We start from the raw sequence: 23226 nt of genomic DNA, 5'->3' as shown, positions 1-23226 counted from the left end.
ATGGCTGTAACTGATCCCATCGGCGATCTGATCACCCGCATCCGCAACGCCCAGATGCGCCGCAAGGACAAGACCTCCACGCCCGGCTCGCGCCTGCGTGCGAGCGTTCTCGAAGTGCTGCGCAGCGAAGGCTATATCCGCGGCTACACGGCGACCGATCACGGCAATGGCCGCACCGAGTTCGAGATCGAGCTCAAGTATTTCGACGGCGTCCCGGTGATCCGCGAGATCGCCCGCGTGTCGAAGCCCGGCCGCCGCGTGTATGCGTCGGTCAAGAATCTGCCCCGAGTTGCCAACGGTCTCGGCATCGCGGTCGTCTCCACGCCCCAGGGCGTGATGGCGGACCACGAAGCCCGCGACAAGAATGTTGGCGGCGAAGTGCTCTGCACCGTGTTCTGAGGCGACGGAGGAAGACATGTCGAAGATCGGCAAGCTGCCCGTCGCCATCCCCGCTGGCGTGACCGCCAACGTGGACGGACAGACGGTGAAGGTAAAGGGCCCCAAGGGCGCCCTCGAAGTGACCCTCGTGGAAGAGATCGCGGCCAAGATCGAAGGCTCCGAGCTTCAGGTGTCCATGAATGGTGAGACCACCCGTCACAAGGCCATGTGGGGCATGTCCCGCACCCTGGTGGCGAACCTGGTGGAAGGCGTGACCAAGGGCTTCGAGAAGAAGCTGGAGATCACGGGCGTCGGCTACAAGGCGGCGGTGCAGGGCAAGAACCTGAACCTGGCGCTGGGCTACAGCCACGACGTGATCTTCCCGATCCCGGAAGGGATCCAGATCGTCACGCCCAAGCCCACCGAAGTGGTCATCTCCGGCATCGACCGCCAGAAGGTGGGTCAGGTGGCGGCAGAGATCCGCGAGTTCCGCGGCCCCGAGCCCTACAAGGGCAAGGGCGTCAAGTACGCCGGTGAATTCATCTTCCGCAAGGAAGGTAAGAAGAAGTAACGGAGGCGAACCATGGCTAAGGATTTGGAGGCGCTGGCGCGCCGCAAGGCCAAGGTGCGCCGTGCGATTCGCGTTGCTGCGAACGGACGTCCGCGCCTTTCGGTGCACCGGACCTCGCAGCACATTTATGCGCAGGTCATCGATGATGCGAACGGCGAGACCCTCGCCGCAGCGTCCAGCCTTGAGAAGGATCTGCGCACGTCGCTGAAGACGGGTGCGGATACCGACGCGGCGAAGACCATCGGCAAGCTGGTGGCCGAGCGGGCGCTGGCGAAGGGCGTGACTGCGGTCGTCTTCGACCGCGGCGCATACATCTTTCATGGGCGCGTCAAGGCGCTCGCTGAGGGCGCCCGCGAAGGCGGCCTTCAGTTCTGACGCGAAGGACACGCGAATATGGCCCGTGAACGGGAACAGCGCCACGAGCGCGAAGATCGCGACAACACGTTTGTGGACAAGCTTGTCCACATCAACCGTGTCGCGAAGGTGGTGAAGGGCGGCCGTCGCTTCGGTTTCGCCGCCCTGGTGGTTGTGGGTGACCAGAAGGGCCGCGTCGGCTTCGGCCACGGCAAGGCCCGCGAAGTGCCCGAGGCCATCCGCAAGGCCACGGAGAGCGCCAAGCGTGCGCTCATCCGCGTGCCGCTGCGCGAAGGTCGGACCCTGCACCACGACGTGCATGGTCACCACGGCGCCGGCAAGGTGATCCTGCGCGCCGCCCCGGCGGGTACCGGCATCATCGCCGGCGGCCCGATGCGCGCGGTGTTCGAGACCCTCGGCATGCACGATGTGGTGGCGAAGTCCTTCGGGTCTTCCAACCCCTACAACATGGTGCGCGCCACGTTCGACGCCCTCAAGAACCAGGACAGCCCGCGCTCGGTCGCGGCCCGTCGCGGCATCAAGGTGTCGCAGCTCCAGTCCCGCCGCCGCGTCGAAGACGCGGAAGCGACGGACTGAGCGTCGGATTAGGAGCGCGCCATCATGAGCGACAAGACAGTCACCGTGGAGCAGATCGGCTCGCCGATCCGCCGCCCGTTCGACCAGGAAGCAACCCTGGTCGGGCTTGGGCTGAACAAGCGGCACCGCCGCTCCACCCTCAAGGATACCCCGGCCGTGCGCGGCATGATCGCGAAGGTCGCCCACCTCGTCCGCGTGGTCGAGTGAGGAGCGGGACATGAATCTCGACGAAATCAGGGACAACCCCGGCGCCCGCAAGAAGCGCATGCGGGTGGGCCGGGGCATCGGCTCCGGCAAGGGCAAGACCGCGGGTCGCGGCGTGAAGGGCCAGAAGGCCCGGACTGGCGTGGCCATCAAGGGGTTCGAGGGTGGCCAGATGCCGCTGCATCGGCGCCTGCCGAAGCGTGGCTTCCACAACATCTTCCGCCTCGACTACAACGAGGTCTCCCTGGGCAAGATCCAGGCGGCCGTTGAAGCCGGCAAGCTCGATGCCGGTCAGCCGGTCACCGAGGCGGCGCTGGTCGCGGCCGGTGTGCTGCGCCGGGCCAAGGACGGCGTCCGCGTGCTCGGTACGGGTGAGCTGTCCGCCAAGGTGACGCTGGAAGTGGCCTATGCCACCAAGTCCGCCGTCGCCGCGGTGGAGAAGGCCGGCGGCTCCGTGACGGTTCTGGCGGCTGCGGCTGTCGCCGAGGCGGAGTGATCCGGGCGACCGGTTTTTCCGGTCGCGTCGGTTTGAACAAGCGGCCGGGCGCGCCCGGCCGTTTTTTCGCATGAGGATCCTGGTGCGTCGTCTCGCCTCAGTCCTCCCGCGATCTCGCGTTTGGGGACGGATTAGCATGCAGGTTGCCTCAACCTGACGATCCGGCTCTAGCAACCTGGCCCCAGGCCGGGTATCTGCATTTCCGGGCGATGCTCCGGTGCCGCCGGATGCGGGAAGGACCTTCGGCCCGGGGCGGGTGGACGCGCAGGCGTCCTGGCCCGGTCGCGGTTGGGGTCCCGAACCATCGGCAAGAAAACGCCTGTCGATCCGCATTGATCGGATCCGCGCACTAGGCACCCGCGAATCGCGCCCTCATATAAGGGCTGCCCCAAACCGGGCGGCGTCCAGCGGAGCAAGGCATGGTCTCGGCGGCGGAACAACTCGCGGCGAACCTCAATTTCGGAGCCCTCGGCAAGGCCGAGGAGCTCAAGAAGCGCATCTGGTTCACCCTCGGCGCGCTTATCGTGTACCGGCTCGGCACCTATATCCCCATGCCCGGAATCAATCCGGATGCGCTGGCTGACGTGTTCAAGAACGCGCAGCAGGGGATCATCGGCCTCTTCAACATGTTCTCGGGCGGCGCCGTGGAGCGCATGGCCATCTTCGCTCTGAACATCATGCCGTACATCTCGGCCTCCATCATCATCCAGCTGCTCACCAGCGTCTCGCCGACGCTGGAGGCGCTGAAGAAGGAAGGCGAGGCGGGCCGCAAGCAGCTCAACCAGTATACCCGCTACCTCACCGTGGTCCTGGCCGTGTTCCAGGCCTACGGCATCGCGGTGGGCCTGGAAGGCTCGGGCAGCGTGGTGGCCGATCCCGGCTGGTTCTTCCGAATCACCACCGTCATCACGCTGACCGGCGGCACCATGTTCCTGATGTGGCTGGGCGAGCAGATCACCTCGCGCGGCATCGGCAATGGTACCTCGCTGATCATCTTCGGCGGCATCGTCGCGGAGCTGCCGGGCGCCTTCGTGCGCACCCTTCAGCTCGGCCGCGAGGGCGCCATCTCCACGCCGCTGATTTTGGCGGCGCTGGTGCTTGCGGTGGTGGTCATCGCCTTCATCGTGTTCATGGAGCGGGCCCAGCGACGGCTGCTGATCCAGTATCCCAAGCGCCAGGTGGGCAACCGCATCTATGAGGGCCAGTCCTCGCACCTGCCCTTGAAGCTGAACACCTCGGGCGTCATCCCGCCCATCTTCGCCTCGTCCCTGCTGCTGATTCCGACCACCATCGCCAGCTTCATGCAGGGCTCTGGGCCGGAATGGCTGCAGACCATCACCACCCACATCGGGCACGGCCGACCGGCCTACATGGTGCTCTATGTGCTGCTGATCGTGTTTTTCTGCTTCTTCTACACCGCGATCGTGTTCAACCCGGTCGAGACGGCGGACAATCTGAAGAAGCACGGCGGCTTCATTCCCGGCATTCGGCCGGGTGAGCGGACCGCCGAGTACATCGATTATGTACTCACGCGCATCACGGTGGTGGGGGCGGCCTACATTGCGGCGGTTTGCCTCTTCCCCGAACTGCTGATTTCCTACGCCTCGCTTCCGTTCTATTTCGGAGGGACATCGCTGCTGATCGTGGTCAGTGTGACCATGGATACGGTGTCCCAGATCCAGGGGCATCTGTTGGCCCACCAGTACGAAGGTCTGGTCAAGAAGGCCAAGCTGCGCGGAGGGAGGAGAAGATAATATGAGGCTGGTGCTGCTCGGGCCGCCCGGGGCGGGCAAGGGAACCCAGGCACAACGGCTGGTCACCCGTCATGGGATCGTCCAGCTCTCGACCGGCGACATGTTGCGCGCCGCCGTGGCCGCCGGTACGCCGGTGGGCCTGAAGGCGAAGGCGGTCATGGATGCCGGCGGCCTCGTCTCCGACGAGATCGTGATCGGCATCATTGCCGAGCGCCTCGATTCGCCGGATGCGAAGAACGGCTTCATTCTCGATGGCTTCCCGCGCACGGTGGCGCAGGCCGAGGCCCTCGATCATCTCCTCGCCGAAAAGGGCATGAAGCTCGACGCGGTGATTGAGTTGGTAGTGGACCAGGAGAAGCTGGTGAACCGCATTCTCAACCGCGCCGCCGAGGCCCAGGCCAAGGGCGAGGCGGTGCGCAAGGATGACGATCCGGTGGTCTTCAAGACCCGCCTTGAGGCCTACAACCGCGATACCGCGGTGGTGGCGCCCTACTACAAGGCGCGCAACCAGCTGAAGCAGATCGACGGCATGGCGCCCATCGATCAGGTCACCGCTGCCATCGACGGGGTGCTGGCTGAAGCGGCGTGATGCCATGCGGGATCTTTGCTGCGCCGTCGGCGAGATCCTGCTGGATCATTGGGACCCTATCGGGGTCGCGGGTGAAGCCGCGGCTCGCGATGAGTATGAGAGCTACGTTCCGGTCGTTGCCGGGCTGGTAGCTGCGGGGGCCAGCGTGGACGTTCTGGCCGCCCGCCTTCTCCGTATCGAACAGGTGGATATGGGCCTTCGCGGCGACGCGGCACGGGCTCAGGTTGTCGCCGCGAAGCTCTATCGTCTGGCTGCACGCTGACTGGCTGGTGCATTTGCCGGGGCAGGGGACCGGCGAAATGGCCGATTCGCAACGCTCTGCCTCCTGCCGCCGCGGACCTCGTCGCGCGCCCCCCGCCGAGCCTTTAAGGCTGGGGCAGGAGGCGTCATCAGCAAGATCCGGGCCGTTGGTTCGCGCGTAGCTCTTGACGTTTCCTTAAATCCCGGCTATGGGCACTCCCTCGCTTCGGAATTGGTGCCGTTCGGTCCGCCCGAAAGGGTCGGGCAGGGCGGTTGCTTTGTCGTATCTGAGGCGTTTCCTTTTCCCCCGCAAGGGCCGGCCTCCACCGGACGCGGGGATCATTCCGCCGCAGCGTGCCGAAAGGCCCGCCGGCGTCACATGGAGAGAGCAGTGGCTCGTATCGCAGGCGTCAACATTCCGACCAACAAGCGCGTGGTCATCGCGCTCCAGTACATCCACGGCATCGGCGCGAAGAATGCCGAGGAGATCGTGACCAAGGTCGGTATCCCGGCCGAGCGTCGCGTGAACCAGCTCACCGACCAGGAAGTGCTGCAGATCCGCGAAGCCATCGACCGCGACTACGTGGTGGAAGGCGACCTGCGCCGCGAAGTTGCCATGAACATCAAGCGGCTGATGGACCTCGGCTGCTATCGCGGCCTGCGCCATCGTCGCGGCCTGCCGGTGCGCGGTCAGCGGACCCACACCAATGCCCGCACCCGCAAGGGGCCGGCCAAGGCCATCGCCGGCAAGAAGAAGTGATCGGTCGCAAGACCCTTTGAAAGGAGAGGCCGGCTTCGCCGGCCTCGTCCGTTGTCCGGCCCCCGCAAGGGCCATCCCGAGCGCCTGGAGTTACGGGCGCGCCTGAAGGATCAAAAGTAGAATGGCCAAGGAAGCTACCCGCGTTAAGCGCCGCGAGCGCAAGAACATTGCCTCGGGCGTGGCGCATGTGAACGCCTCGTTCAACAACACCATGATCACCATCACCGACGCCCAGGGCAACACCATCTCCTGGTCCTCGGCCGGCGCCATGGGGTTCAAGGGTTCGCGCAAGTCCACGCCGTACGCCGCCCAGGTGGCGGCCGAGGACGCGGCCCGCAAGGCTGCCGAGCACGGCATGCGCACCCTCGAGGTGGAAGTCTCCGGCCCCGGCTCGGGACGTGAGTCCGCCCTGCGCGCGCTGCAGGCGGCGGGTTTCCTCGTCACCTCCATCCGCGATGTGACGCCGATCCCGCACAACGGCTGCCGTCCGCGCAAGCGCCGCCGCGTCTGATCTGCTCTTCGGTTCGCCGCGGGGCTCATGCCCTGCGGATCGTCTGCCCGGTTTCTCCTCCCCGATCGGGACGGGTCCGGCCTCCGGTTGAGGCACTAGACCCCGGCAGCTGCCGTGGCCCGGCGAGAAAGCAAGGTGAAGCAAGTGATTCAGAAGAACTGGCAAGAGCTGATCAAGCCCGAGAAGCTGCAGGTCAATCCCGGTCACGATCCCAAGCGCTTCGCGACCGTGATCGCCGAGCCGCTGGAGCGTGGCTTCGGTATGACGCTGGGCAATGCCCTGCGCCGCATCCTGCTGTCGTCGCTTCAGGGCGCGGCCGTGACGTCGATCCATATCGACGGCGTGCTGCACGAGTTCTCGTCCATTCCCGGCGTGCGTGAAGATGTCACCGACATCATCCTCAACGTGAAGGATGTGGCTATCCGCATGCAGGGCGATGGCCCCAAGCGCATGGTGGCCAAGAAGACCGGCCCGGGCGTGCTCCTGGCCGGCGACATCCAGACCGTGGGCGACGTGGCCATCCTCAACCCGAACCTGCCCATCTGCACCCTCGACGAGGGCGCGGAGCTGCGGATCGAGTTCACGGTGGACACCGGCAAGGGCTATGTCGCCGCCGACCGCAACCGGCCCGAGGACGCGCCGATCGGCCTTATCCCGATCGACAGCCTCTATTCGCCGGTGCGCAAGGTCTCCTACAAGGTCGAGAACACCCGTGAGGGCCAGATCCTCGACTATGACAAGCTGACGCTCCAGATCGAGACCAACGGCTCGATCACGGCCGAGGATGCGCTCGCTTATGCGGCGCGCATCCTGCAGGACCAGCTGGAGGTCTTCGTCAACTTCGAGGAGCCCAAGCGCGAGAGCGAGACCACCGCGATCCAGACGCTGCCGTTCTCCCCGGCGCTGCTGAAGAAGGTGGACGAGCTGGAGCTGTCCGTGCGCTCGGCCAACTGCCTGAAGAACGACAACATCGTCTACATCGGCGACCTGATCCAGAAGAGCGAGACGGAGATGCTCCGCACGCCCAACTTCGGTCGGAAGTCGCTCAACGAGATCAAGGAAGTGCTCGCATCCCTTGGCCTGCATCTGGGCATGGAAGTGCCCGGCTGGCCGCCGGAGAATATCGAAGAGCTGGCGAAGCGCTTCGAAGAACACTACTGATCTGAACCTAAAGCGGCCCGAGCCGCGCCACACATCGCCGGCTCGTCCGCCGCCATCTTTCAGGAGTTCGCCGTCATGCGTCACGGCAAGGTACATCGCAAGTTCAACCGCACCTGGGAGCATCGCAAGGCGATGTTCTCCAACCTCGCGGGCGCCCTCATCACCCACGAGCAGATCGTGACCACCCTGCCCAAGGCGAAGGATCTTCGCCCGGTGGTGGAGAAGCTGGTGACCCTCGCTCGTCGCGGTGACCTCCACGCTCGCCGCCAGGCGATCGCGGAGCTCAAGGACGTCACCATCGTCAAGAAGCTCTTCGACGTGCTGGCGCCCCGCTACAAGGAGCGTCCGGGTGGATACACCCGCATCATCAAGGCCGGTTTCCGCTACGGCGACAACACGGCCATGGCGGTGATCGAGTTCGTGGATCGTGACGTGAACGCCAAGGGCGCCGCCGATCACGCCCGCACCGCTGCGGCGGCGGAAGCCGAGGCGGCCTGAGTACAGACGACCCATCCGGCGTGGCGCTTCAAGTTCCGCGCCGGATGTGATGCCATGAGACATCCCATGGCGCGTCTCTCAAGCTCCGGAGCTGCCGATCGTGCATTACGATATCGAGGCGGATTGGCAGCTTCTCAACACCTGCAACTACAGGTGCGACTATTGTTTCTTCCCCGGCGAGGTCCTGGGGGAAAAGACGGTGCGGTACGGCACCCCAGATGAATGGGCGGATGCGTTTTCCGCCACCGGGCTGACCTTTCTCCTGCACCTCACTGGCGGCGAGCCCTCGGCCTATCCCGATTTCGTGGATCTGTGCGCCGCGCTCACCCGGCACCATTTCATCTCCCTGAACAGCAACCTGACCCAGGCCTCGCTTGGCGATTTCGCGCGGCGCATCAATCCCGCGCGCGTCAGCGTGATCAATGCGGGCCTCCACCCCGACGAGCGCACGCGTCGGCGGGGGCTGGAGATTTTCAACCGCAATCTGGCGTTGCTGCACGAGGCGGGGTTTTCCATTTTCGTCTCAGTGGTGGCGACCCCGCAGGTGCTGGAGGCGGCTGACGAGGTCGCGCGCCAGGTGACGGTGCCGGGGCTGGTGCCCGTGCCCAAGCTGCTGCGCGGCAGCTATCGCGGCCGGCAGTATCCTGACGCCTATGATGCGGTGGAACGGGAGGCTTTCCGGGCCATGAGCCGTCGGGCCCGGTCGGCCTATGGCGACTGGCGCGCGGCGCGATCCGAGCCGCCGACCATCGATCCGTTCGCCGATGACGACTTTCTCGCTGGCACGCCGACTTTTCGGGGCAAGACCTGCGCGGCCGGAAGCCGCTTCGTGCGAATCGAGCCGCGGGGGGATGTGTTCCGCTGCGGGCTGGACACCACGCTGCAGGGCAACATCCTGGCGCGGACTTTCGCGCCGCTTGCCGGGCTGAGCCCCTGCAATTCAGAGTACTGCTTTTATTTCTGCCGCAAATACACCGACCTGAAGTACACCGGCCCGACATTCACCACACCGCTCCCGACAGTCCCGTCCTTTGTTCCGCCGCATTTGCTGAAGCGAGTAGGCAGCGCCCTGCAGCGCGTTCTGAGGCGGTGACGGGCAGGTTCCGTGAGGCGCCACCGCCGGATGGCTCGGCGGTCCGGATCAAGATGGTCGCAGGCCCGGGGCGTCAGACCCGTTGGCTGCCCCGGGGTCGGTTCAAGCTGGGCGGGTTCGACACTGCATCGCAGGTTCACGACATGAAAAGACAGATGGCATTCGCGCTCCTCCTGCTCGGCTCCGGCGCCCTGGCGTCGGCCGCCGTGGCCGCTGGCGCGGGGCAGGGCGAAGCGCCCGCGCGCGCCGCCGGCGCGCCCTTGCGGGTCGAGGCGCAGGCGCAGATCCAGCCGCAGGTGCCGACCTCCGCCGCCGAGGTGAAGCTCTCGTTCGCACCTATCGTGGCGCGCACCGCGCCGGCGGTGGTCAATGTCTATGCCCAGAAGACCGCCCAGCAGCGCGCCAATCCCATCTTCGACGACCCCTTCTTCCGCCGCTTCTTCGGCGGGCAGGGTGGTCCCGGCCTGCGCGCGCCGGAGCGGGTACAGCGCTCGCTCGGGTCGGGCGTGATCGTGGATCCTGCCGGCATCGTCGTCACCAATTTCCACGTCATCGAGGGGGCGGACGAGATCCGCATCGCCCTCAATGACAAGCGCGAGTACGAGGCCGAGGTGCTGCTGCGCGACCAGCGCACCGACCTGGCCGTGCTGCGCATCAAGACCGAGGCCAGGGAGACCTTTGCCTCCATCGAGCTGGGCAATTCGGACGAACTGGCCGTGGGCGACCTGGCGCTGGCCATCGGCGATCCCTTCGGTGTCGGCCAGACGGTGACGCAGGGCATCATCTCCGCGCTGGCGCGCACCCAGGTGGGGATCTCCGACTACCAGTTCTTTATTCAGACCGATGCGGCCATCAATCCCGGCAATTCCGGCGGCGCGCTGGTGGACATGGCGGGGCGGCTGGTAGGCATCAACAGCGCCATCTATTCGCGCTCGGGGGGCTCCATCGGCATCGGCTTCGCCATTCCGGTCAACATGGTGCGGGTGGTGGTGGAGCAGGCCAAGGGCGGCTCCAAGTCGGTGCGCCGGCCGTGGCTCGGCGCACGGCTCCAGCGGGTGACGCCCGACATCGCCGAAAGCCTCGGCCTGCCGCGTCCCACCGGCGTGCTGGTGCAGGACGTGGTGGCGCAGAGCCCGGCCGCCAAGGCGGGCCTGAGGCTGGGGGACCTCATCGTCGCGGTGGAGGGGCAGGCCATCGACGATCCCGAGTCGCTTAACTACCGCTTCGCCACCCGGCCCATCGGCGGCAAGGCGGCGCTGGCCGTCAACCGCGGCGGCAAGGAAGTGAGCCTCGTGGTGGTGTTGGAGGGTGCGCCGGAGACGGTGTCGCGCGACGAACTGGTGGTGCGCGCCCGCTCGCCCTTCGCCGGCGCCACCGTGGTGAACCTGTCGCCGGCGGTGGCCGAGGAACTGAAGGTGGATGCCAACGCCACCGGCGTGGTGATCTACGACGTGGACGACAATTCCCCCGCTGCCGCCGCCGGCTTCAAGCCGGGCGACGTGGTGGTGGAGGTGAATGGCGAGAAGGTCGCCCGCACCCGCGACCTGGAGCAGCTGGTGCGCACGCCGCTGCGGGCCTGGCGGGTGACTGTGGGGCGCGCCGGGCGCACCATCACCGCGCTGCTGCCGGGCTGAGTCGACGGCCCGCCGCACCTGAGCGAAACCCTTTCGGCGTCGGTGGAAGACCGGGGCCGTGGGTTTAAGAAACGCGAGCGAGAGGACGAGAGAAGCACCCATGGCCGATCTGTTCGAGGCGGCGGGACTGGGCAGCGATGTGCCGCGCCCGCTCGCCGACCGGCTGCGGCCGGCCCGGCTTGCCGAAGTGGTGGGCCAGGACCATCTGGTGGGGCCGGACGGCGTGCTCACCCGCATGCTGGAGACGCGCTCGCTAGGCTCCCTCATCCTGTGGGGGCCGCCGGGCACGGGCAAGACCACGGTGGCGCGCCTGCTCGCCTCCGCAACTGACCTGCATTTCGAGCAGATCTCGGCCATCTTTTCCGGCGTCGCCGACCTCAAGAAGGTGTTCGAGCAGGCCCGCGCCCGCCGTCTGGTGGGCAAGGCGACGCTCCTGTTCGTGGACGAGATCCATCGCTTCAACCGCGCCCAGCAGGACAGCTTCCTGCCGGTGATGGAGGACGGCACCGTCACCCTGGTGGGCGCCACCACCGAGAACCCGTCGTTCGAGCTGAATGCGGCGTTGTTGTCCCGCGCCCGCGTGCTGGTGTTCAAGTCGCTGGATCAGGACGCCATCGCCCGCCTGCTCACGCGGGCGGAGGAGGTGGAGGGCAAGGCCCTGCCGCTCACCGAGGACGCCCGCTTCGCGCTTCTCAACATGGCGGACGGGGATGGGCGGGCCTCGCTCACCCTCGCCGAGGAGGTGTGGCGGGCGGCGCGGGCCGGGGAGGTGTTCGACGTGGCTGCGCTGGCCGATGTCGTGCAGCGGCGCGCGCCCATCTACGACAAGAGCGAGGACGGTCACTACAACCTCATCTCCGCCCTGCACAAGGCGGTGCGCGGCTCCGATCCCGACGCGGCGCTGTATTATTTCGCCCGCATGCTGGATGCCGGAGAGGCGCCCCTGTTCCTCGCCCGGCGCATCGTGCGCATGGCGGTGGAAGATATCGGCAATGCCGATCCGCAGGCGCTTGTGGTCTGCAATGCGGCCAAGGACGCCTTCGACTTCCTCGGCTCGCCGGAGGGCGAGCTGGCCCTGGCCCAGGCGGTGGTCTATGTGGCCACCGCGCCCAAGTCGAATGCCGTCTACAAGGCGTTCTCAGCAGCCAAGCGGGCGGCGAAGGAGGGCGGTTCCCTGATGCCGCCCAAGCATATCCTCAACGCCCCCACCAAGCTGATGAAGGGCGAGGGCTACGGCGCCGGCTATCGCTACGACCACGACGCGCCGGACGCCTTCTCCGGCCAGAACTATTTCCCCGAGGCCCTCGGCCGGCAGAGCTTCTACCACCCGGTGGAGCGTGGCTTCGAGCGGGAGATAAAGAAGCGCATGGACTATTGGGCGCGCCTGCGGGCCGAGCGCGGGGAGCCGTGAGTCGCCGCCGGTGCGCCGAGCCCCCGTGCGGTGGTGGCCGCTCTGGCGTATACTCGTCGGACACATGGAGCCGGCCATGACCAAGCTGATGCGCGAACTCATCGAGAGGCTCGAAACCCTGCCCGACGCCGAGCAGGATGCGCTCGCCCGTGAATTCCTCTCGGTGCTCGAAGGGGAGGTCTATGTGCTCACCCCCGAGCAGGAGGAGGAGGTGCGCAAGGCGCTGGAGGACGGCGAGCCGGTCATGGAGGAAGAGGAGGCGAGGCGCTTCCTGCGCGGACTGGGGGCGTGAGCTTTCGCCTGCGCGCGACCGCGCGCCGGAACATTGAGACGATCGATGCCTATCTCCGCGCGGAAAGCCCGGCCGCTGCTGTCCGAACCGTCTCCCGCCTCCTCTCCACTTTCGAGCGGCTTTCGTTGTTTCCTTTTTCCGGCGAGCCTTCATCCCGTCCCGGCGTGCGTGTCACGGCGGTTCCGGGCACGCGCTACATCGTGACCTATCGTGTCCTGCCGACACGCGATGTCGAGGTCATCGCCGTGATCCATTCCGCGCAGAACCGAAAGACCTGACCGCTGCCATGATCTTCACCTTTCCTCCCGCTCTCGTCGTCTTCCTCGGTGCCGGCCTCGGCGGTGTCGTGCGGCACCTCGTCAACATGACGGTGCCCAAGCTGCTGGGCACCGACTTTCCTTTTGCCACCTTCCTCATCAATGTGTCCGGCAGCTTCGTCATGGGGATCATGGTCGGATATCTGGCGTTCAAGGACGGCGAGTTCTGGAACCAGACCATGCGGCTGTTCCTGACCACCGGCATCCTCGGCGGCTACACCACCTTCTCCACCTTCTCGCTGGATTTTTTCGTGCTCATGGAGCGGGGCGCCTACGGTTCCGCGCTCGCCTATGTGGTCGGCTCGGTGGCGCTCGCCTTCATCGCCGTGTTCGTCGGCATCGCCGTCATGCGCGCGCTGACGTGACGGACGGCGCCGGTTGCTCTATTGCTGCCATTCCCGTTCCAGGCGCTTGTTCAAAGGACATTTCGATCCATGGCCGTCGCGATGAAGACCGTGGCCGAGGACGAGGCTGGCATGCGCCTCGACCGCTGGTTCAAGGTCCATTTTCCTGATCTCTCCTTCGGTCACCTGCAGAAGCTGGTGCGCACCGGGCAGGTGCGCGTGGACGGGGGGCGGGTGAAGACCTCGTCCCGCGTCGAGCCCGGCCAGAGCGTGCGCATTCCCCCCCTGGGCGACGAGCCGCAGGATGAACCGGCTGCAAAGCCTGGTGCCGGGGGCAAGGCCTCCGAAGCGGGCAGGGTTTCCGCGGGGGGAGAGGCCTCGGGTGCCACTGACGCGCCGGCCAAGCCGCGGCAATCCGCCAGCGCCGCCAAGCGCAAGGAGGACGAGGACCGCGCCTTCCTGAAATCCATCACCCTGTTCGAGGACAAGGACGTGATGGTGCTGAACAAGCCGTTCGGCCTTGCGGTGCAGGGCGGCTCGGGCACCTACCGCCATATGGACGGTATCCTGGAGGTGCTGCGCGACAAGGACGGCCAGAAGCCACGCCTCGTCCACCGCATCGACAAGGACACCTCGGGTTGCCTGCTGGTGGCGAAGACGCGGCTTGCCGCCTCGGTGCTGGCCAAGAGCTTCCGCTCGCGGGAGGCGCGCAAGGTCTATTGGGCGGTGGTGCCCGGCGTGCCGAAGCCGAAGCAGGGGCGCATCTCCACCTATCTCGCCCGCGACGAGGACGAGGAGAAGATGCGCGTCGCCCGCCACGGCGAGGACGAGGCGAGCCACGCCATCACCTATTATGCCGTTGTGGACCAGGCGGCGCAGAAGATGAGCTGGCTGTCGCTGAAGCCGGTGACGGGCCGCACCCACCAATTGCGCGCCCACCTTGCCCATATCGGCCACCCCATCGTCGGCGACCCCAAGTATTTCGACATCGAGAACTGGGAGCTGCCGGGCGGCCTGCAGAACCGCCTGCACCTCCTGGCGCGCCGGCTGGTCATCCCCCATCCGCGCGGGCAGGGGCTGATCGACGTGTCGGCGCCGCTCCCCCATCACATGGCGCAATCCTTCGCCGTTCTGGGCTTCGACGCATCCCAGTACGATCCCATCCTCGAGGCGCCGGAGGGATAGAGGTACGACCTTCGTCTAATGTACTGGGCGTTTGGTGCTGCGCTTTCGCGTGCGGCTTGAAGTCGCCACGTCTTTGCCTATGGTGCGGCGCCAAGGCCGCATGGCCAAACAAGAAGCAACCCGAAAAGCGGCACCAGCCGCGCGCCCAGGGAAACGATCTCGATGTCAACGCTCCTCGCCCTCGCCCGGGGCATCGACGCCGTGAACATGCGCATCGGCAAGGCGGCCTCGTGGCTGATCCTGGTCGCCATCCTTGTCTCGGCGGCCAACGCCGTGGTGCGCAAGCTGTTCGACCTCAGCTCCAATTCCTGGCTGGAGCTGCAATGGGTGCTGTTCGCGGCGGTGTTCCTGCTGTGCGGGTCGTGGACGCTCATGGACAACGAGCACATCCGCATCGACATCGTGAATGCGCGCCTCAGCAAGCGGGTGCGGGACGGCATCGACATCTTCGGGCACATCTTCTTCCTGTTGCCCTTCTCTATTCTGCTGCTGTGGACCTCCTGGCCGTTCTTCCTGTCGTCCTGGTCCATCAACGAGCAGTCGCTGAATGCGGGCGGCCTGCCGCAGTGGCCAGCCAAGCTGCTGGTGCCGCTGGGCTTCTTCTTCCTCACGCTGCAGGGTTTCTCCGAGCTGATCAAGCGCATCGCCATTTTCACCGGGCGGATGGAGGACCCCAACGAGCGGGAGGGCGGCAGCCATGCGGCGCTCGCTGCCGAGGCGGAGCGCCTGCTCGCCGAGGTGGACGTTCCCGGTGCCGGAACGCCGGTCTCCCCGGCCTCTCCCCCCGCATCCAAGCACTGACGGAGCGCGAGACATGTTCAACGCCCGCCTTCTGAAGGCGCGTTTCGTCGCCGCCGCGCTCGTGCTCGCTTTGGTGCTCGCCGTGGTCCTGCCCGATGTGGCGTTCGCGGCCGAGCCGGGCTTCCGCGGCTGGTTCATCCACAACATGGCGCCCATCATGTTCGGCGCGCTGGTGGTGTTCCTGCTGCTGGGCTACCCGGTCGCCTTCTCGCTCGCCGCCAACGGCCTGATCTTCGCGCTGGTCGGCATCTGGCTCGGCCTGTTCGAGCCCAAGTTCCTGCAGGCGCTGCCGGAGCGCGTCTACGGCACCATGAATAACGAGGTGTTGCTGGCGGTCCCCTTCTTCACCTTCATGGGCCTCATCCTCGAGCGCTCCGGCATGGCGGAGGACCTGCTCGACACCATCGGGCAGGTGTTCGGCTCCATCCGCGGCGGGCTTGCCTATGCGGTGATCTTCGTTGGCGCGCTGCTGGCGGCCACCACCGGCGTGGTGGCGGCCTCGGTGATCTCCATGGGCCTCATCTCCCTGCCCATCATGATGCGCTACGGCTATGACCGGCGCGTGGCCTCCGGCGTCATCGCCGCCTCGGGTACGCTGGCGCAGATCATCCCGCCGTCCCTCGTGCTCATCGTCATGGCCGACCAGCTGAACCGCTCGGTGGGCGACATGTATGAGGGCGCCTTCGTGCCGGGCCTGCTGCTCGCCGGCCTCTATGCCCTCTACATCTTCGTCGTCTCCAGCATCTTCCCCAATGTGGCCCCCGGCCTGCCGCTGGAAGCCCAGACCCTGCGCGATCCGGACCAGAAGGTCGTGCCCTCCCGCGTCCTCGGCGCCATCGCAGCGGCGGGTTTTGCCTTCCTGATCGCCACCGGTTCCCTGCCGCATCTCACCACCGGCCTCATCCCCGGCGTCGCCAACCCGGCGGTGTGGGGCGTGGTGGCTTTCGTGCTGCTCTATTTCGTCATGTCGGGCACGGCGCGGCTGCTCACGCCCTCGCTCTTCATCGCGCTCTCCCTGTCCATCGCCGGCGCCATCTTCCTGATGACGGAAACCGGGGTGAAGTTCGGCGCGGATTATGTGGTGCTCACCATGTCCGCCACGGTGGGCTTCGCCTTCGTGGTGGCGGTGATCAACCGCGTGTTCCGCCTCGGCCTGCTCTCGAAGCTGGCCGAGCAGGTGGTGTTCGTGATGGTGCCGCCGCTGGCCCTTATCTTCCTGGTGCTGGGTACCATCTTCATCGGCGTCGCCACGCCGACCGAGGGCGGCGCCATGGGCTCGGTGGGCGCGCTCATCCTCGCCTTCGCACGTGGCCGGCTGAAGTTCGACCTGATGCGGCAGGCCACCTATTCCACCGCCAAGCTCTCCGCCTTCGTGCTGTTCATCCTGCTCGGCGCGCGCGTGTTCTCGCTCACCTTCTACGGGGTGGACGGCCATAAATGGGTGGAGGAGCTGCTGGTGTCGCTGCCCGGCGGGCAGATGGGCTTCCTCATCGCGGTGAACGCGCTGGTGTTCGTGCTGGCCTTCTTCCTCGATTATTTCGAGCTGGCCTTCATCATCATCCCGCTGCTGGGGCCGGCGGCCGACAAGCTCGGCATCGACCTCATCTGGTTCGGCGTGATGCTGGCGGTGAACATGCAGACCTCGTTCATGCATCCGCCCTTCGGATTCGCGCTGTTCTTCCTGCGCTCGGTGGCGGCCAAGGTTCCGTACATCGACCGGGTGACGGGCAAGCTGATGCAGCCGGTCACCACCGGCCAGATCTACTGGGGCGCGGTGCCGTTCGTCTGCATCCAGCTGGTCATGGTGGCCCTCATCATCCTGTTCCCGGGCATGGTGACCCACTACAAGAGCGGCGGGGTGCAGCTCGACCAGAACCAGATCCAGCAGCAGTTCGAGAACCTCTCCCCCGGCCTCGAGCTGGCACCGCCGCCACCGCTGGACCTCGGCTTCGGCAAATAGGATCGGCGCCCTTGCCCTGCTTAGGGCGCATTCGGATCGGACATCACGAGGTGGACAAACGTGAAGCGGACGGCATGACGCCGGCCGCTTCCTCGTGCATTTGTGGAGCATGTCCCACGATGCCGATTCGCGGCGCACCGCCGCGCGCGTGGAGGTGAATTGAATGAACTCCAGGCCCGACTTCTGTCCCGGCTGCGGGGCGCAGGTCTACCCGGAGGAGGCCAGTTGCCCCTTCTGCGGCCGCAAGCTGCACACCAGCTTCCTGATGCCCTTTCTGGTGGGGATCGGCGGCACGGCGGTGGCTGTCGCGTCCGGCGGCCTCGTCTGGTGGGTCATGTCGGCGCCGCCCGCGGAGCCTGAGGCCGGCGCGCCCCAGAGCGCGGTGGTCGCGCCCGCCCAACCGGCACCGCCTGCCGCGTTGGCCCCCCCAGCCGCCTTGCCCCCACCTGCCGCCACGGCCCAGACCGCTCCCGCCGTCCCGCCGCCCCAGGCCCGGAGCGGGCAGGGTGGCACCCAGGAGGCGGCATTGCCGCTGCCCACGGTGAACGGCCCCGTCACCCCGCCGGCGGCGGATGCCACTGCGCGCCGGGCGTTCGCCAAGAGCAAGCAGGAGAGCTTCGCCCAGAATGGCCTCGACCTCACGGTCACGGCCGGGGGCGAGGACGCGACCATCCTCACCATCAAGTTCAACTTCCCGGCGAAGACGGCGGCGGAGCTGATCGTCTCGGGTCCCTTCCCCAAGCAGTGCGAGCAGCGGGGGTTCCGTCAGGTCCTGTTCGTGGACCCGTCGGGCATCACGTGGATATATGATGTGGCGACCCAGCAGATGACGCAGAAATGACCCCACCAGAGAGCGATGCCGACCCCGCCCCGGATGCCGCGCCCCTGAAGCTGGTGCTGTTCGATTGCGACGGCACGCTGGTGGACAGCCAGCACATGATCGTCGCCGCCATGCGCGACGCCCATGCGGCCCACGGCGTGGTGCTGCCCGAGCGGGACCGGCTGCTCTCGGTGGTCGGGCTCTCCCTGCCGGAGGCATTCGCCATGCTCTCGCAGGGTGATCGCGCCTACCCGATCGAGGCCCTGGTGGACGCCTATCGCAACGCCTTCACTCGCCTGCGCAATGCCGAGCCACCCGAGCCTATGTTCGAGGGCGCATGGGAGGTGCTGGACGCCCTGCGCCGGCGCGACGACCTGGTGCTGGGCATGGTCACCGGCAAGGCGCGCCGCGGTGTGGACCGGGTACTGAAGGCCCATGACATGGAAGGCTGGTTCGCCACCATCCAGACCGCCGACGATGCCCCCTCCAAGCCCCATCCGGCCATGGTGTTCCAGGCCATGGGGGAGATTGGCGCGCGGCCGGAGGAGACGGTGGTGGTCGGTGACACCACCTATGATATCTCCATGGCGCTGCAGGCCGGAGCCTCGGCCCTCGGCGTCGGCTGGGGCTACCACGAGGTGGCGGATCTGGAGCGGGCCGGGGCGGACCATATCGTCCACCGGTTCGACGAGCTGCCCGCCGCCATCTTCGATCTTCTGGCGCGCCGCCGCGCCATCGCCGGATAGGAGACGGATCATGGTTGATCCCTCAGGAGCCGATCCCACCGGCCCCCAGACCATGCGCGATTTTCTGGAGGGCATCGAGGAGCCCGTGGCGGGGGACGATCCCATCGCCCGCGCCCGCGCCGCCCAGCGCCCGCCGCTGCCGAAGCGCTTCTACACCGATGTGAGCGTCGGCGAGGCGGAAGGCGGCTTCACCATCCTGCTCGACGGCCGGCCGGTGCGCACCCCCGCGCGCGGCCTGCTGCTGGCGCCCACGCGCCCGCTGGCCGAGGCCATGGCCGCCGAATGGGCAGCGCAGGAGAAGGAGATCAACCCCTTCTTCATGCCGCTGACGCGCCTTGTGAACGTCGCCCTCGACCGGGTCGGCCCCGAGGCCGAGGCGGTGCGCGACGAGGTGGTGGGCTATGCCGGCTCCGACATGCTGTTCTACCGGGCCGATGGCCCGCAGACGCTGGTGAACCGGCAGGCGGCGCAGTGGGACCCGGTGCTCGACTGGCTGAGCGCCAGCCACGGCGCCCGTTTCTTCCTTGCGGAAGGCATCCGGCATGTGACCCAGCCGGACGCCGCGCTGGAGCGGGTGCGGGCGCTGGTGCCGCAGGCCCCGCTGAAGCTTGCCGCCGTCCATTCCATCACCACCCTTACCGGATCGGCCCTGCTGGCGCTGGCGGTGGCGGAAGGCGCGCTTGAGGCGGACGCCGCCTGGGCGGCCGCCCATGTGGACGAGGACTTCAACCGCGAGCAGTGGGGCGAGGACGAGATCGCCACCGCCCGCCGCGCCGCGCGCCGCACCGAGATGGACGCGGCCGTCCGGCTTTTGGCGCTGATCAGCTGATTTCAGCGGCTGCCGGTGAAAGCCGGGGGCCTAAACCGCGCGCCCTTGGCACAGGTCTGGAGCTGGGGATGGACGAGGACACCATCGCCGACCTCTTCAGTGCGTTCGGCGACGTGCGCACACGGCGCCTGTTCGGCGGCCGGGGCGTTTATGCGGACGGGCTGATGTTCGCCATCGAGGTCGGGGGCATCCTCTATCTCAAGGCAGATGCCGACCACGCCGCCCTGCTTGAGAGCCGGGGCTCGGTCCCCTTCTCCTACCGCGCCAAGGGCGCCGTGCGTACCATGACCGGCTTCTGGTCCGTGCCGGAGGCCGCGCTGGACGATGGCGACGACCTCGCCACGCTGGCCCGCCGTTCCCTGGCCCTTGCCCGCGCCGCCGCCGCACGGAAGCCGGTGAAGAAGGCCGCGACCCGACCCCAAAAGAAAACCCCGCGCGGCTGACCGGCGGGGTGGTTCCGTGGTGATCCGCCGACGCTCCGGAAGGGTGCGTCGGCAGGTGGCTCAGCCGGCCTTCACACGCACAGGGCGCAGCAGGAAGGCGGGCAGGTGGCTCATGTCCGCAGGCTCGCTGGCGGGCGCGCGTTCGCGGCGCACCGGACGGGCCTCGGGACCGTCCTCGCGGGCGGGACGGCGGCTGCGTTCTTGACGTTCAGGACGCGGCGCACGGGTTTCCGCCTCCGCGCGGGGTTCGCTGGCGCGCACCTCGCCTGCCGGGGCTTCGCGCTCCCGGCGGGGTTCCTGCTCACGACGGGGCTCACGCTCGGGACGCGGGGCGCGTTCCGCACGGGGCTCCCGCTCAGGGCGCGGCTCACGTTCCGCACGGGGCTCGCGGGCAACGCGGGGTTCCCGCTCTGCCCGGGGTTCCCGCTCCGCACGCGGTTCACGCTCGGCGCGGGGCTCGCGCTCGGGACGGGCCTCGCGGGGCTCCTTCTCCACGCGGCGCTTGCCGCGCAGCCGGCCGCCATCCTCGCGACGTTCCCGCCGCTCGGACGCGGGCGGGGCATCGCCGAGGGGCGAACCGTGCCATGGCACGGCGTTGCCGATCAGCTTCTCGATGGCCGTCACCGACTTGGCGTCGGTGTGGGTGACCAGCGTATAGGCTGTGCCGGCGCGGCCGGCGCGGCCGGTGCGGCCCACGCGATGCACATAGTCTTCCGAGTGGTGCGGCACGTCATAGTTGAAGACGTGGCTCACCGCCGGAATGTCGAGCCCGCGGGCCGCCACGTCGGATGCCACCAGAAGGGTGGCCTCGCCGGCGCGGAACTGGTCGAGGGCCTTGATGCGGGCGTGCTGGTCCATGTCGCCATGGAGCGCCACGGCGTTGAAGCCGTGCTTCTGCAGCGAACGATGCAGCACCGCCACGTCGCGCTTGCGGTTGCAGAAGATGATGCCGTTCTGCAGGCCGTCGCAATTGCGGATCAGCTCGCGGAGCACCTCGCGCTTGTCGTAGTCCTCCCGTCCGGAGGCGACCAGCATGTGGGTCACCGTGGCGGCGGTGGAGGCCGGCTTCGACACTTCCACGCGCACGGGATTGGACAGGAATTGCGAGACCAGGCGCTGGATCTCCGGCGGCATGGTGGCCGAGAAGAACAGGGTCTGGCGGGTGAAGGGCACGAGCTTGCAGACGCGCTCGATGTCCGGGATGAAGCCCATGTCCAGCATGCGGTCGGCCTCGTCGATGACGAGCACCTCGATGCCGGACAGGAGCAGGCGGCCGCGCTCCACATGGTCGAGCAGGCGGCCGGGAGTGGCGATGAGCACGTCCACGCCGCGGAGCAGCTTGGAGTCCTGGTCGCCGAAGGATACGCCGCCGATGAGCAGGGCGACGTTCAGTTTGTGGTTCTTGCCGTAGCGGGTGAAGTTCTCTTCCACCTGCGCCGCGAGTTCGCGGGTCGGCTCCAGGATGAGGGTGCGAGGCATGCGGGCGCGGGCCCGTCCGTGCTCAAGCAGCGTCAGCATGGGAAGGGTGAAGGCGGCAGTCTTGCCGGTGCCTGTCTGCGCGAGGCCGAGCACATCTCGGCGCGCCAGCACATGGGGGATGGCCTGGGCCTGGATGGGCGTCGGCTGCGTATAGCCGGTGTCAGCGACTGCCGCGAGGACCTTTTCGCTCAGGCCGAGTTCGGAAAATGACATTGCATCTTTTGGATGCGGCGGCGCGCCGCTGATCGAACGTCCCGTGCCGTACGGGCTCAGACGAGGGGTCGTCGGTCGGCGCGCTAGATTCGACATATCTCGGACGACGCATAGCAACATAAGAAAATTGTGCGCCGTGTCAATGTTTTCCGGCCCGATTCACGGATCAGTTGGAAATCACACCCACGAAACGCCCGATTGAACATCCATACCGCCAGCGGCATGCGTTGCCGGAATGCATGGGCATCGTGCCATGCGCGCGGGACACGTCTTGCGACTTGACCGCCGGGGCACCCCGCCGCAGGGATGACCCTCCTCACCCGGCGGATCTTGATGCCCTTCCTTCTCGTCCTCGGCCTCGCGGCCTTCGCGAGCGCATTCTCCATGCGCGCCGTCGATCCGATGCTCAACATCCTCGCCGCTGACCTGAAGGTGACGTTACAGGAGGTGGCGCTGCTCGCCAGCGCCTTCACCCTGCCTTACGCCACCATGCAGCTGCTGTTCGGCCCCATCGGCGATGCGGTGGGCAAGGTGCGGCTGATCCGCTTCAACCTCGCCATGCTGGCGGTGGGGCTCGCTGTCTCGGCGCTGGTTCCCGGTCACCGGGAGCTGCTCGCCGCCCGCGTGGTGTCGGGGGCGTTCGCGGGGGGCATCATCCCCGTGGTTCTGGCCACCGTGGGCGACCGCGTGCCGTATGACCAGAGGCCGGTGGCGCTCAGCCGGGTGCTGCTGGCCCTGGTGCTGGGCCAGCTGGTGGGCTCGGCGGCGGCGGGCTTCATCGCCGAATATGCCGGCTGGCGACCGGTGTTCTGGTGCGCGTTCGCTGTGGCGGCGACGGCCGCCCTCGCCGCCCTGGTCGGCATCAAGGAAGAGCGGGCGCGCCAGCCCTTGTCGTTCCGGGCGGCCATCGCCCGCTACGGCACGGTGCTGAAGAACCCCCTGTCCCTCAAGGTCTATGCGGTGGTGGCGGTGGAAGGCGCGCTCACCTTCGGGGTGTTCCCGCTGGCGGCGCCGCTGATGGTGGAGCACGGCCTCGGCGATGCGGTGGAGGCCGGCCTGATGCTGGGCGCCTTCGCCATCGGCGGCGCCTTCTACACCTTCGCTGTGCCGTTCCTGGTCCGCCACCTGGGCCTTGCCGGCATGGTGGGGGTGGGCTCGGCGGGCGTGGGCGTGCTGCTCATGGGGGCCGCGGTGGGGCCGAGCCTCGCGGTGGTGATCGCCGTGTTCGCCGCTGCGGGCTTTGCCTTCTACATGATCCACAACGTGCTGCAGATCCTCGCCACCGAGCTGTCGGCGGAGGCGCGGGGCTCGGCGGTGTCGCTGTTCGCCTCCGCCTTCTTCGTGGGGCAGGCGGTGGGGGCCATCGTTCTCGCCCATGCGGCGGGACTTCTGGGGGCAGCGCCGGTGTTCGCGGTGGCGGGGCTGGGCATGCTGATCCTCGCCGTGCCCGCCAGCCTGCTGCCGCCACGCAAGGCCAAGGTGACGACCGGCTGAGGGGGCGTCCCCTCTTCAAGACGGGTCGCTCAAGCGCCGCGCGGGCTCAACC

28 protein-coding genes are annotated in these 23226 nt (G+C 67.5%); 27 read left to right on the top strand and 1 reads right to left on the bottom strand.

Annotation, left to right across the window (positions count from 1 at the left end; all coding sequences use genetic code 11):
- The 26 genes from rpsH (at position 1) to FZ033_RS02675 (ending at position 19988) form a co-directional block, all read left to right on the top strand.
- Complete coding sequence (gene rpsH, locus FZ033_RS02795; RefSeq protein WP_149574623.1) at positions 1–399, top strand: 30S ribosomal protein S8; 399 nt, start codon at positions 1–3, stop codon at positions 397–399.
- Positions 365–949: a 50S ribosomal protein L6 gene (gene rplF / locus FZ033_RS02790; protein WP_408068455.1), complete on the top strand. Its 585-nt coding sequence runs from the start codon at positions 365–367 to the stop codon at positions 947–949. Before rpsH ends, rplF begins: the two co-directional genes overlap by 35 nt.
- Positions 950–961: 12 nt before the next feature.
- On the top strand, positions 962–1324 hold the full coding sequence (rplR, locus tag FZ033_RS02785; RefSeq protein ID WP_012116753.1) for a 50S ribosomal protein L18: 363 nt from the start codon (positions 962–964) through the stop codon (positions 1322–1324).
- Positions 1325–1342: 18 nt separating this feature from the next.
- Positions 1343–1900 carry a 30S ribosomal protein S5 gene (rpsE, locus tag FZ033_RS02780; RefSeq protein WP_012116752.1) on the top strand — a complete coding sequence of 186 codons (558 nt, stop codon included), beginning with the start codon at positions 1343–1345 and terminating at the stop codon, positions 1898–1900.
- 24 nt (positions 1901–1924) lie between these two features.
- On the top strand, positions 1925–2107 hold the full coding sequence (gene rpmD / locus FZ033_RS02775; RefSeq protein WP_012116751.1) for a 50S ribosomal protein L30: 183 nt from the start codon (positions 1925–1927) through the stop codon (positions 2105–2107).
- A 10-nt stretch (positions 2108–2117) separates the two neighbouring features.
- On the top strand, positions 2118–2600 hold the full coding sequence (gene rplO, locus FZ033_RS02770) for a 50S ribosomal protein L15 (protein ID WP_138398135.1): 483 nt from the start codon (positions 2118–2120) through the stop codon (positions 2598–2600).
- 419 nt (positions 2601–3019) lie between these two features.
- Entirely contained in the window at positions 3020–4354 is a 1335-nt protein-coding gene (gene secY / locus FZ033_RS02765; protein WP_149574621.1) for a preprotein translocase subunit SecY, read from the top strand.
- Position 4355: 1 nt separating this feature from the next.
- A complete protein-coding gene (locus FZ033_RS02760) occupies positions 4356–4943 on the top strand; it encodes an adenylate kinase (RefSeq protein ID WP_149574620.1) in 588 nt (195 codons plus the stop codon).
- A gap of 4 nt (positions 4944–4947) precedes the next feature.
- Positions 4948–5205, top strand: coding sequence for a hypothetical protein (locus tag FZ033_RS02755; RefSeq protein ID WP_149574619.1), 258 nt, complete (start codon positions 4948–4950; stop codon positions 5203–5205).
- Positions 5206–5574: 369 nt separating this feature from the next.
- Complete coding sequence (gene rpsM / locus FZ033_RS02750) at positions 5575–5943, top strand: 30S ribosomal protein S13 (protein WP_149574618.1); 369 nt, start codon at positions 5575–5577, stop codon at positions 5941–5943.
- Between the two features lie 121 nt (positions 5944–6064).
- Entirely contained in the window at positions 6065–6454 is a 390-nt protein-coding gene (gene rpsK, locus FZ033_RS02745; RefSeq protein ID WP_012116745.1) for a 30S ribosomal protein S11, read from the top strand.
- Positions 6455–6598: 144 nt separating this feature from the next.
- Positions 6599–7615, top strand: coding sequence for a DNA-directed RNA polymerase subunit alpha (locus FZ033_RS02740; RefSeq protein ID WP_149574676.1), 1017 nt, complete (start codon positions 6599–6601; stop codon positions 7613–7615).
- A 75-nt stretch (positions 7616–7690) separates the two neighbouring features.
- Positions 7691–8113, top strand: a complete 423-nt coding sequence (rplQ, locus tag FZ033_RS02735; protein WP_149574617.1) for a 50S ribosomal protein L17 — start codon at positions 7691–7693, stop codon at positions 8111–8113.
- Positions 8114–8213: 100 nt separating this feature from the next.
- Positions 8214–9206 carry a radical SAM protein gene (locus FZ033_RS02730; protein ID WP_232847297.1) on the top strand — a complete coding sequence of 331 codons (993 nt, stop codon included), beginning with the start codon at positions 8214–8216 and terminating at the stop codon, positions 9204–9206.
- A gap of 155 nt (positions 9207–9361) precedes the next feature.
- Entirely contained in the window at positions 9362–10840 is a 1479-nt protein-coding gene (locus FZ033_RS02725) for a Do family serine endopeptidase (RefSeq protein ID WP_232847296.1), read from the top strand.
- Positions 10841–10940: 100 nt separating this feature from the next.
- Positions 10941–12251 carry a replication-associated recombination protein A gene (locus tag FZ033_RS02720; protein ID WP_149574614.1) on the top strand — a complete coding sequence of 437 codons (1311 nt, stop codon included), beginning with the start codon at positions 10941–10943 and terminating at the stop codon, positions 12249–12251.
- A 76-nt stretch (positions 12252–12327) separates the two neighbouring features.
- Complete coding sequence (locus FZ033_RS23955) at positions 12328–12543, top strand: hypothetical protein (protein WP_188079261.1); 216 nt, start codon at positions 12328–12330, stop codon at positions 12541–12543.
- Entirely contained in the window at positions 12540–12821 is a 282-nt protein-coding gene (locus tag FZ033_RS02715) for a type II toxin-antitoxin system RelE/ParE family toxin (protein WP_188079260.1), read from the top strand. The genes FZ033_RS23955 and FZ033_RS02715 overlap by 4 nt, the downstream gene beginning before the upstream one ends.
- An 8-nt stretch (positions 12822–12829) precedes the next feature.
- Positions 12830–13225: a fluoride efflux transporter CrcB gene (crcB, locus tag FZ033_RS02710; RefSeq protein ID WP_149574612.1), complete on the top strand. Its 396-nt coding sequence runs from the start codon at positions 12830–12832 to the stop codon at positions 13223–13225.
- A 69-nt stretch (positions 13226–13294) separates the two neighbouring features.
- Entirely contained in the window at positions 13295–14389 is a 1095-nt protein-coding gene (locus FZ033_RS02705; protein ID WP_149574611.1) for an RluA family pseudouridine synthase, read from the top strand.
- Positions 14390–14551: 162 nt separating this feature from the next.
- The gene (locus tag FZ033_RS02700; RefSeq protein ID WP_149574610.1) at positions 14552–15190 is read left to right on the top strand and encodes a TRAP transporter small permease subunit; all 639 of its coding nucleotides are present in this window, start codon (positions 14552–14554) and stop codon (positions 15188–15190) included.
- A gap of 145 nt (positions 15191–15335) precedes the next feature.
- Entirely contained in the window at positions 15336–17150 is a 1815-nt protein-coding gene (locus tag FZ033_RS02695) for a TRAP transporter large permease (RefSeq protein ID WP_149574675.1), read from the top strand.
- A 163-nt stretch (positions 17151–17313) separates the two neighbouring features.
- Positions 17314–17991 carry a zinc ribbon domain-containing protein gene (locus FZ033_RS02690; RefSeq protein ID WP_149574609.1) on the top strand — a complete coding sequence of 226 codons (678 nt, stop codon included), beginning with the start codon at positions 17314–17316 and terminating at the stop codon, positions 17989–17991.
- Positions 17988–18716 (top strand): HAD-IA family hydrolase, encoded by a 729-nt coding sequence (locus FZ033_RS02685; protein WP_188079259.1) that lies wholly within the window; start codon positions 17988–17990, stop codon positions 18714–18716. Before FZ033_RS02690 ends, FZ033_RS02685 begins: the two co-directional genes overlap by 4 nt.
- A gap of 52 nt (positions 18717–18768) precedes the next feature.
- A complete protein-coding gene (locus tag FZ033_RS02680) occupies positions 18769–19545 on the top strand; it encodes an ATP12 family chaperone protein (RefSeq protein ID WP_188079275.1) in 777 nt (258 codons plus the stop codon).
- 68 nt (positions 19546–19613) lie between these two features.
- A complete protein-coding gene (locus tag FZ033_RS02675) occupies positions 19614–19988 on the top strand; it encodes a TfoX/Sxy family protein (RefSeq protein ID WP_149574607.1) in 375 nt (124 codons plus the stop codon).
- A 60-nt stretch (positions 19989–20048) separates the two neighbouring features.
- Here FZ033_RS02675 and FZ033_RS02670 read toward each other — a convergent pair whose 3' ends face one another.
- A complete protein-coding gene (locus FZ033_RS02670; RefSeq protein ID WP_149574606.1) occupies positions 20049–21680 on the bottom strand; it encodes a DEAD/DEAH box helicase in 1632 nt (543 codons plus the stop codon).
- A 333-nt stretch (positions 21681–22013) separates the two neighbouring features.
- Here FZ033_RS02670 and FZ033_RS02665 point away from each other — a divergent pair, with 333 nt between their 5' ends.
- A complete protein-coding gene (locus FZ033_RS02665; RefSeq protein ID WP_149574605.1) occupies positions 22014–23174 on the top strand; it encodes an MFS transporter in 1161 nt (386 codons plus the stop codon).
- Positions 23175–23226 lie beyond the last annotated feature (52 nt).

Origin of the sequence: Xanthobacter oligotrophicus, assembly GCF_008364685.1 — a bacterium.
Classification (GTDB): domain Bacteria; phylum Pseudomonadota; class Alphaproteobacteria; order Rhizobiales; family Xanthobacteraceae; genus Xanthobacter; species Xanthobacter oligotrophicus.
Note: the sequence above shows the minus strand (reverse complement) of the source record. Positions and strands in the feature narration are given on the sequence as shown.

Coding starts and splice junctions, on each gene's coding strand:
- rpsH (WP_149574623.1), top strand. CDS start 1: ATGGCTGTAACTGATCCCATCGGCGATCTGATCACCCGCATCCGCAAC.
- rplF (WP_408068455.1), top strand. CDS start 365: ATGTTGGCGGCGAAGTGCTCTGCACCGTGTTCTGAGGCGACGGAGGAA.
- rplR (WP_012116753.1), top strand. CDS start 962: ATGGCTAAGGATTTGGAGGCGCTGGCGCGCCGCAAGGCCAAGGTGCGC.
- rpsE (WP_012116752.1), top strand. CDS start 1,343: ATGGCCCGTGAACGGGAACAGCGCCACGAGCGCGAAGATCGCGACAAC.
- rpmD (WP_012116751.1), top strand. CDS start 1,925: ATGAGCGACAAGACAGTCACCGTGGAGCAGATCGGCTCGCCGATCCGC.
- rplO (WP_138398135.1), top strand. CDS start 2,118: ATGAATCTCGACGAAATCAGGGACAACCCCGGCGCCCGCAAGAAGCGC.
- secY (WP_149574621.1), top strand. CDS start 3,020: ATGGTCTCGGCGGCGGAACAACTCGCGGCGAACCTCAATTTCGGAGCC.
- FZ033_RS02760 (WP_149574620.1), top strand. CDS start 4,356: ATGAGGCTGGTGCTGCTCGGGCCGCCCGGGGCGGGCAAGGGAACCCAG.
- FZ033_RS02755 (WP_149574619.1), top strand. CDS start 4,948: ATGCGGGATCTTTGCTGCGCCGTCGGCGAGATCCTGCTGGATCATTGG.
- rpsK (WP_012116745.1), top strand. CDS start 6,065: ATGGCCAAGGAAGCTACCCGCGTTAAGCGCCGCGAGCGCAAGAACATT.
- rplQ (WP_149574617.1), top strand. CDS start 7,691: ATGCGTCACGGCAAGGTACATCGCAAGTTCAACCGCACCTGGGAGCAT.
- FZ033_RS02725 (WP_232847296.1), top strand. CDS start 9,362: ATGGCATTCGCGCTCCTCCTGCTCGGCTCCGGCGCCCTGGCGTCGGCC.
- FZ033_RS02720 (WP_149574614.1), top strand. CDS start 10,941: ATGGCCGATCTGTTCGAGGCGGCGGGACTGGGCAGCGATGTGCCGCGC.
- FZ033_RS23955 (WP_188079261.1), top strand. CDS start 12,328: ATGACCAAGCTGATGCGCGAACTCATCGAGAGGCTCGAAACCCTGCCC.
- crcB (WP_149574612.1), top strand. CDS start 12,830: ATGATCTTCACCTTTCCTCCCGCTCTCGTCGTCTTCCTCGGTGCCGGC.
- FZ033_RS02705 (WP_149574611.1), top strand. CDS start 13,295: ATGGCCGTCGCGATGAAGACCGTGGCCGAGGACGAGGCTGGCATGCGC.
- FZ033_RS02700 (WP_149574610.1), top strand. CDS start 14,552: ATGTCAACGCTCCTCGCCCTCGCCCGGGGCATCGACGCCGTGAACATG.
- FZ033_RS02695 (WP_149574675.1), top strand. CDS start 15,336: ATGGCGCCCATCATGTTCGGCGCGCTGGTGGTGTTCCTGCTGCTGGGC.
- FZ033_RS02690 (WP_149574609.1), top strand. CDS start 17,314: ATGAACTCCAGGCCCGACTTCTGTCCCGGCTGCGGGGCGCAGGTCTAC.
- FZ033_RS02685 (WP_188079259.1), top strand. CDS start 17,988: ATGACCCCACCAGAGAGCGATGCCGACCCCGCCCCGGATGCCGCGCCC.
- FZ033_RS02680 (WP_188079275.1), top strand. CDS start 18,769: ATGCGCGATTTTCTGGAGGGCATCGAGGAGCCCGTGGCGGGGGACGAT.
- FZ033_RS02675 (WP_149574607.1), top strand. CDS start 19,614: ATGGACGAGGACACCATCGCCGACCTCTTCAGTGCGTTCGGCGACGTG.
- FZ033_RS02670 (WP_149574606.1), bottom strand. CDS start 21,680: ATGTCATTTTCCGAACTCGGCCTGAGCGAAAAGGTCCTCGCGGCAGTC.
- FZ033_RS02665 (WP_149574605.1), top strand. CDS start 22,014: ATGCCCTTCCTTCTCGTCCTCGGCCTCGCGGCCTTCGCGAGCGCATTC.